Origin of the sequence: Nostocoides sp. (assembly GCF_035343835.1) — a bacterium.
Classification (GTDB): Bacteria; Actinomycetota; Actinomycetes; order Actinomycetales; family Dermatophilaceae; genus Nostocoides_A; species Nostocoides_A vanveenii.
This window is the reverse complement of record NZ_DAOQZV010000144.1, coordinates 1-7,989: the sequence shown is the minus strand read 5'-3', so window position 1 is coordinate 7,989 and position 7,989 is coordinate 1. Positions and strand designations below refer to the sequence as shown.

At 68.5% G+C, this 7,989-nt stretch carries 8 protein-coding genes; 3 read left to right on the top strand and 5 right to left on the bottom strand.

Features of this window, described 5'->3' with window-relative positions; all coding sequences use genetic code 11:
- Positions 1–771 (top strand): 2-oxoglutarate dehydrogenase, E2 component, dihydrolipoamide succinyltransferase (gene sucB / locus PKH97_RS10875; RefSeq protein ID WP_324387432.1); only part of this gene is annotated, 771 nt, incomplete at its 5' end.
- Positions 772–788: 17 nt separating this feature from the next.
- On the top strand, positions 789–1,679 hold the full coding sequence (locus tag PKH97_RS10870) for a TIGR01777 family oxidoreductase (RefSeq protein WP_324387431.1): 891 nt from the start codon (positions 789–791) through the stop codon (positions 1,677–1,679).
- Between the two features lie 99 nt (positions 1,680–1,778).
- Here PKH97_RS10870 and PKH97_RS10865 read toward each other — a convergent pair whose 3' ends face one another.
- The 5 genes from PKH97_RS10865 to PKH97_RS10845 all read right to left on the bottom strand — a co-directional run bounded on the left by PKH97_RS10865 (position 1,779) and on the right by PKH97_RS10845 (position 6,519).
- On the bottom strand, positions 1,779–3,035 hold the full coding sequence (locus tag PKH97_RS10865) for a hypothetical protein (protein WP_324387430.1): 1,257 nt from the start codon (positions 3,033–3,035) through the stop codon (positions 1,779–1,781).
- A gap of 40 nt (positions 3,036–3,075) precedes the next feature.
- Positions 3,076–3,822 (bottom strand): esterase, encoded by a 747-nt coding sequence (locus PKH97_RS10860; RefSeq protein WP_324387429.1) that lies wholly within the window; start codon positions 3,820–3,822, stop codon positions 3,076–3,078.
- A 74-nt stretch (positions 3,823–3,896) separates the two neighbouring features.
- Positions 3,897–4,808, bottom strand: coding sequence for a tetratricopeptide repeat protein (locus PKH97_RS10855; RefSeq protein WP_324387428.1), 912 nt, complete (start codon positions 4,806–4,808; stop codon positions 3,897–3,899).
- 65 nt (positions 4,809–4,873) lie between these two features.
- Positions 4,874–5,902, bottom strand: coding sequence for a hypothetical protein (locus PKH97_RS10850; protein ID WP_324387427.1), 1,029 nt, complete (start codon positions 5,900–5,902; stop codon positions 4,874–4,876).
- The gene (locus tag PKH97_RS10845; protein ID WP_324387426.1) at positions 5,899–6,519 is read right to left on the bottom strand and encodes a hypothetical protein; all 621 of its coding nucleotides are present in this window, start codon (positions 6,517–6,519) and stop codon (positions 5,899–5,901) included. The genes PKH97_RS10850 and PKH97_RS10845 overlap by 4 nt, the downstream gene beginning before the upstream one ends.
- Before the next feature lie 159 nt (positions 6,520–6,678).
- On the opposite strand from PKH97_RS10845, the gene PKH97_RS10840 reads away from it, so the two are divergent.
- The gene (locus tag PKH97_RS10840; protein WP_324387425.1) at positions 6,679–7,677 is read left to right on the top strand and encodes a CorA family divalent cation transporter; all 999 of its coding nucleotides are present in this window, start codon (positions 6,679–6,681) and stop codon (positions 7,675–7,677) included.
- The last annotated feature ends 312 nt before the right edge of the window (positions 7,678–7,989 follow it).

Sequence of the window (7,989 nt, the reverse complement as noted above, 5' to 3'; positions counted from 1 at the left end):
CCCGCCGCGCCGAGCGCACCGGCGGCCGCGACCATCGCGGCGGCCGACACCACCAAGCGCGGCACACGCGAGAAGATGACCCGCCTGCGCAAGATCATCGCCCAGCGGATGGTGGAGTCGCTGCAAGTCTCGGCCCAGCTGACCACGGTCGTCGAGGTCGACATGAGCAAAGTCGCGCGGTTGCGCGACCGGGCCAAGGGCGAGTTCGAGAAGCGCGAAGGGACCAAACTATCCTTCCTGCCCTTCATTGCGCTATCCAGTGTGGAGGCGCTCAAGGCGCACCCGAATATCAACGCCAGCGTCGAGGGCGACGACATCGTCTACCACGGCAGCGAGAACCTCGCGATCGCGGTCGACACCCCCAAGGGTCTGATCGTCCCGGTCGTTAAGAACGCCGGCGACCTCAATATCGCCGGGTTGGCCCGCGCGATCGCCGACATCGCGGCGCGCACGCGGGACAACAAGATCACCCCGGACGAGCTCTCGGGCGGAACCTTCACGATCACCAACACCGGCAGCCGGGGCGCGCTCTTCGACACCCCGATCCTCAACCAGCCGCAAGTGGCGATGCTCGGCACCGGGGCCATCGTGCGCCGCCCGGTCGTCGTCAAGGACGAGGACGGCGCCGAGACCATCGCGATCCGCTCGATGATGTATCTCGCGCTCTCCTACGACCACCGCGTCGTCGACGGCGCCGACGCGGCCCGCTTCCTGGGCACGGTCAAGGAGCGGCTCGAGGAGGGCCGCTTCGAGGCCTCCCTCGGCCTGTAGGGTTCGGGCGGCTCGCCGTGCTCACGGTCGGGATCTCGGGCGCCAGTGGCCTGATCGGGACAGCGCTCACGCAGGCCCTGCGGGATCGGGGCGATCGGGTGATCGCCCTGGTCCGGCGCCCGGCCGCCGGACCCGACGAACGCTCCTGGGACCCCGCGAAGGAGACCTTCGACGCGGGGCTGGCGGGCGTGCATACGGTCGTCAATCTCGCGGGCGCCGGCGTCGGCGACAAGCGGTGGAACACCGAGCACAGGGCCGCCATCCTCACCTCTCGGGTGCGGGCGACACGCACGATAGTTGCGGCCATCGAGGCGTCCGGCGAGCCGATCGCGCTGGTCAACGGCTCCGCCGTCGGGGCGTATGGCGATCGTGGCGAGGAGGTGCTGACCGAATCCAGCCCGCGCGGAGTCGGCTTCCTGGCCGAAGTCGTCCGGGCGTGGGAGGACGCCGCCGCGCCCCTGGTCGAGGCCGGCCGGCCCGTCAGTTTCGCCCGCACCGGGCTGGTGATGACCCAGCGCGGCGGCGCCCTCGCTCCCCTGCTGCGAGCAACCCGACTCGGGGCCGGTGGGCCGCTGGGCTCGGGCAAGCAGTACTGGCCGATCATCTCGCTGCGTGACGAGGTCGCTGCGCTCATGCACCTCATCGATCACCCGGAGATCACCGGACCGGTCAACCTGGTCGGCGTCGAACCACCGCGTCAACGCGAAGTGGCCGCCGAGTTGGGCCGGCTCGTGCACCGCCCGAGCGTGCTGCCGGCGCCGGGTTTTGCCCTCCGGCTCGTGGTCGGCGAGTTCGCCGGCGAGATCCTGGCCAGCCAGCGGGTGGTGCCAGAGCGCTTGCTCGCGACCGGCTTCGAGCACCGGGACGCGTCCGTAGACGAGGTTCTCGCGGCTGCCCTGGCCGGCTGACAGCCTGCAACACATACTCGTGGGTAGGTGTGACGAAACGGGCGGTATAGCGCCCGCTTCGACTCACCTACCCGCTGGTAACCGGTTTTGCAGCTCTGGTCAGGCGTTGCCGGCGAGTTGGGCGTTGTCATCGGCCCACATCGTCAGCAGGCCGCCGAAGTGGCCTTCGAAACGCTCCCACTCGTGCGTGGGATAGGTCTGCTGGATCGTCGAGGTGAGCATCGAGCGGAACTCGGGCGAGACGATGTAGTCATAGACCATTTCGTCGATATTGGGCAGGGTTGTCGCGCAGAACTCCAGATAGCGGTCCTTGTCGAAATGCTGGTCCGCGAGCCCCTGATAGGCCAGGATCTTGGCGTCGTAATCGAGATCGGCATTGTCGGCCACGGCGAACCACGGGTCGGTGTCGACCTGGGTCTTGGCCTTCCGATCGGTGACGACGCAGAAGGCCGACCACTTCAGCAGCGACTTCATCGCCCACGGGAAGTAGTAGTGCAGCGACGTCACCGCCACGTCCGGGCACGCGTTGGCATAGTCAATCGGGTAGAGCACGTCATCCTTGACGAGCATCTCGCAGGAGTTGAACTCCCACCGGAAGAAGGCGTTGACCGTCTGGCTAATGGCGATCGCCTCCTTGCCCGCCTTTTCCGACAGGAAATCATGCGAGACCTCGTAGCGATCGTGCATCGGCTCGTCCGGGCGGAACTTCATGACCATCGACTCCGGCCCGATGGTCAGGGCGCGGGCGAAGACGTCGAAGTCGATCGATTCCTGCAAGTGCATGAGCATCTCGCCGGACTCGTCATACGTCTTGTGGAGTTCGTCGCTATTGCGCACCCGCGACACGCCGCGCCAGCCGCCGCCGTCGAAGGGCTTCATGAACAGCGGATAGCCCATGTCGCCGGCGATCTGGTCGAGATCGAACTGCTGGTTGTACTTCGCCGAGGTGTAAGCCCAGCGGGCATTGTCGACCGGATGCTTGTAGGGCACGAGCACCGTATTGGGCACGTTCAGACCCAGCCGTAGCATCGCGCAATAGGCCGAATGCTTCTCCATCGACTGGAAGGTGAAGGGGCTGTTGAGCAGGTAGACGTCGTCCATCAGCGCGGCCTTCTTCAGCCACTCGCGCGGGTGGTAATACCAATAGGCGAGCCGGTCGATGCACAGGTCCTGCCGGGGCTTGTCGCGCAGATTGAACGGCTCGATGGTCACCCGTTCGGTCTCGATCCGGTGTTGTGCCCCATCGGCCGTATGCAGGACCCCAAGCTTGCGGGCCAGCGCCTCGAAGGCGGTGGGCCAGTCCTCCTCGGCCCCGAGCAGCAGGCCGATGAGGTGGTCGCGTTGCGTCGTCGACATCAGGTGACTCCTTTGGCGGTGGACTTGCGCGGACGGTGGATCAGACGAAGCGGGGCAGGTGATGCGCGAGTTGGCGCTGCCACCACGGCCAGTCGTGGGCGCTGTCGTAGCCCCAGACATCGAGTTGGTGCGGAATGCCCTTCTCGCGCAGCACATCGGCAAAGGCGAGGGTCGAGGGGTAGGACTTCGTGGGTTCCCACTCGAAGGGGCCCTGGCCGACGACGAGCAGCAGGCTCGCGCGCGAGCGCAGCCAGTTCAGGTGGTCGCCGTCGGCACCGCGGACATACGCCATCGGGTTGGCGAAGTAGGTAGCGTCGCCGATGTCGCCCCAGCCACGCCATGTGGTCGGGTCGTAGCTGCCGGACATCCCGATGGCAAGGGGGGCCACGTCGGCCCGCTGCAGCGTGAAGTGGGCGGCGTGGTAGGCGCCCATCGACGCTCCGCAGGTGATGATCTCGGTCTGCCATCCGCCCATCTCGTGGGCGATATGCGGCAGCACGGACTGCTCGAGCCAGCCGTGGTAGACCCGGTGCCGGCGGGCGCGCTCCTCGGTGGGCTGGTCGTTGGCCGACCACGTCCACCCGTCGATGGAGTCGACGCAGAAGAGGGTGACCCGGCCGGCATCGACAAGGCCGCGGATCGCATCGAGCATGCCGTTGTTGGCGAAGTCCTCGGCGCGCCCGGCTTCGGAGGGAAAGACCAGCATGGGCCGGCCGAAATGTCCGTGGCGAATCACCCCGAGGGTGGCGTCGGTGCCAGGAACGGGGAGTTCGATGCGCTCGGACATGGCCCCATCCAACCCCAAACGGCCTTGGTTTGGTGACCGGACGCGATGGGCACGCCGAATGTCTCGCGGCCGCGTCAGAACAGTGCGCTCATCAAGGCCGTCCGCGCCTTCTTGACGCGGTCGTCGGCATTGCCGATGACGGCGAACAACTGCACGAGATGATCGCGGGCCGCCGTCCGCTCATCGCCCGAGGTGCGCTTGACGAGGTCGATCAGGCGGCCGAAGGCGTCCTCGACGTGCCCACCGAGCAGATCGAGATCGGCGACGAGGGTCTGCGCCGCGACATCATCGGGATTGGCGGCCGCTGCCTCACGGGCCGCCGTGAGATCGGCGTCCGCGGTGCGCTCGAGAAGGCCGACCTGCGCCAGGCCCACCTCGGCCTCGTGGTCCTTGGGATTTTGGGCCAAGGCCTTGCCGTATGCCGTGCGCGCCCCCGCATAGTCGCCCCGCTCGATCGCGTCGAAGGCCTCCTGGTGGAGCGGGGGGAGTTCCTCGGGCGTCTCGGGCGCCGCGACCTCGACCCGGCCGGTGACGCCCTGCTGCACCGCGACCTGGAGGAATTGGTCCACGATCGCGCGGACCTCGGCCTCGGTGGCGACCCCGTCGAACATCGGGATGGCCTGGCCCTGCAACAAACCCATGGTCACCGGGACGGACTGGACGCGCAGGGTCTGCAGCAGCCCGGGGTTGCCGTCGAGGTCGACGCTGACGACCTGGACGCGCCCTTGGAGGCTGCGGGCAATGTCGATCACGGTGCCGAGGAAGACGACGGACTCGGGCAGGCGCTTGGAGACCAGAACCAGCAGGCTCGGGACCCGGACCGAACGCCCGACGATCTCGTTGAAGTTGGCGTCGGTCCCGACGACGTGGATGTTGTCCGCCGCTCCCCGGCCGCCCGCGCCGGAAGCCGGAGCGGCATCGTGCTGGAGTCCGGTGAGGTCGACAGCGCCACGTGTGGCGCCCGTGGGAACGGAAGGCTGCGTCATACGGGCGATTCTCTCAGGTAGGCGAGGTCCCTCGGGCCGGGTGGGACTCAGACGCTGGTCGTCTGCTATTTCGCGCTGAGGCCAGCGAGCTGCTCCGCGGCTCCGATCACGGTGGCCTTCTTCTCGACCGGGATGACGGCGATCAGGGTCTCGATCGTGGTCAGGCGCAGGGCATCGGTGACAGATTTGCGCTTGGCCAAGGTGGCCAGGTCCTTCGGCAGATCGAGACGTTTGGCCTTGCTCGTGGGCTTGATGGTGTCGGTGCGGGTGAGCTGGGCGAAGGCGAGCGCGCTGCCGTCGGCGAGACGGAAGGCGAGGATGCTGCCAGCGATCGGGGCATTGGTCCGTTTGAAGGTGCCGAGCTTGCCCAGGGCCTTGGTCTGTTGGGCGGAGCTGGTCTTGATCGCGCTGGCGAAGGCGTCGCGGGCCGAGACGACTGCGCTGGATGCCTTGGTGGTCGGGGAGTTCAGCAGCTGACCGTAGAGAGTCAACACCTGGGTGGGCGAGGCCACCAGGCCGTGATCCTTGCCGACCAGCGTCGTGCCGTCGCCGAGCGGAGGCAGGGCCGGGATGCTGGCACCGGCCAACAGATCCGCGGTGAGCCAGAGCTTGAAGGGCGCTGTGGGTGAGGCCGAGGTGAGCACGTGAACCCGCTGGACCCCGTCGCTCTGGGTGGTCGCCAGAATCGTGCGTGGCCAGGCGCGACCGGTGGAGATGGCCAGGATGGTCGGCGCGCTAGGGGCCTGCAGCGCGCCCGGGTCGCCCGTGCGGAAGCGCGGCGCCACCTGAGCCAGGCGCAGGGCGGGCCCTGTCATGATCGCCGTCAGCTGCTTCTCGGAGGCGTCACTGGCCAGCAGCCGGTCGGCTTCGGTCAGGGTCGCCGAGGTGATCTCCTGCGCCGTCGCCTCCCCGAAGGGCGCCCCTGACACGGTCTCGGTCGGCGCGTCGTGCAGGCCGACTACGTGATCGGGCAGACCGCACGCCGAGGTGAGCACGGTGGCGCCCAGCGCCAGGCCGAGGGCCGCCCGCCGGGTTGCGGTGAGCCGTCGGGCCGGCGCATGGGTCACGCCGGGAGGAGTCGTCATGCTGGTCATCGAGCCAGCTCCTTCGCTTTGGGGGCCGGCCGCACCAGCAGCCAGCCGACCGTCATCAGCAGGCCGCCCGAGCCGGCCAGGACGAGGGCTTGGTAGAACCACGTGGGATTGGCCCAGGTCAGGGCCATCGACGCCAGGCCGGCACCCGCGGGGGCGATCAGGACCGACTCCGGGGCGGTGGCCTGGGTGATGGTGACGGTCGCCGGCGCGGTGACCTGCTCGGTCTTGCGCCACAACGTCAGCTCACCCAGCGGCTCGACTGTCCTGCCCGCGGTATCGGCCGTCGTCGCCTGCCCGGCCCGGACATCGACACCGGTGACGCGTGTGTGCCCGGCCGTGCCCAGGGCTGCTTGCGTGTCCGACGGTGTGCCGATCACGACGAGCGCCGACGCGCCGCTCCGGGGCGTCAGCGCGATCTCGACCGGCAGGTCGGTGCGGTTGAGCACGTCGGGCGTGAGCAGTACGGGTGACGTCCCGACGCCCTTGACCACAAAGGTCGCCGAGCCTGAGGTGCCGAGGCGCGCGGCGGCATACGTGCCGAAGGCGAGCGGGACCAGGCCGATCAGGACCAGCAAGGCGCCGGCCAGCCGCTTGAGGAGGGCCACGTGGGGGGTCAACTTTCTGCTCGTTCGTCCGCGGAGGCGGGCGTCGCACGGACGTCACCGGTCGCCGGGACGACCACTGGATGAACTCCACGATGACGGATGCCGCGGGAGATAACAAAATCGTCACGGAGGCGGCAGGGGTGCCGCCCGTGGGCAATAGGGTTTGTTGACGTGGCGACCTATGACGTCATCTGGGTGCCCAAACAGGGCGCCGCGCGGGCGGCGAACCGCGACGAACTGGCTGCTCTGCTCGCGCGCGACGACGGTTTCGTGTGGGTCGACGTACCCGAGCCGGACGACGACGACCGGGCGATGCTCGCCGACGCCTTCGGCCTCCATCCACGAGTCATCGACGATTGCTATGAGCGCAATCACGTCGCCCGGCTGCACTACTACCCCGGCTACGTCTATCTCGCGCTGCACCGGCCATTGCCCGGCGCGGCCGGCCACGTGCACTATCTGGAGATCGACCAGATCGTCGGGAAGCACTACCTGATCACCACGCACGGGCCGCGCAATCCCGCCGTCGAGTTGGCCGCCATGACCACCGAGACGCGCGAGATCGCGGCCCGCCTCCTGGCCGGACGCCTGACCCCCGAAGGCCCGATCGCCTTGGCGTATGCCGTGACCTCCGCGCTGACCAATGCCGAGGAGCGCATCGTCAACACCGTCGCGGGCGAGATCGGTCAACTGGAACAGCGGGTGATGGCCCAGGCCGACGACGATCACCCCCAGCAGTTCCTCGACGAGTTGTTCACCGCGCGGCACGCGCTCCTGACCGTCCAGACGATGGCCACGCAGAGCGCGGAAGTGTTCGCCCGGGTGGGGCGGCTGATGGTGGATGCGCCCAAGGCCGACGTGCGCCGGATCGCCGATCTGCGTGATCAATATCTGCGGCTGGAGCGGATCACCCGGGCGCAGATGGAGTTCCTGCACGGGGTGACCGACTTCTATCGCGCGCGCACCGACACCCGGATGACGATCGCGGCCGAGCGGTTGGCGGTCATCGCGGCCGTGACCTTGCCGGTGACCGCGATCTCGTCGGTGATGGGGATGAATGTCATCGTCAACGCCGACACCCATTGGGGGTTGCTCGCCGTCCTGCTGGTCGTGATGATCGCGCTCTCGACCTGGTTGTTGCGCTGGGCCCACCGCCAGGGCTGGTGGTAGGCGGGGTCAGGCCGGACGGGCCGTGGCCGGACCCCGGCGCCTTGCGAGAATGGCAGTGTTTGGCTCCCCTTGCAGGGGTTGGCGGCCCTTGCATCGCTATACCGATGCAACGCTGGCCGAGCCCCGCAAGCGTGGCAGAACGCTGCCATTCTCCAGGTCAGGGGCGGCGCGCCAGGATGGCCTCGGCAATCGCGTGCGCTGCCGTATGCGGATCCATCCGCCCCGCGGCCACGTCGGCCGCGCTCGTGGTGATCTGCGGCGCGAGGCGCTCCCCGAGCGCGCGCAGCACCAGGGCTTCGATCTCGGCCCGGG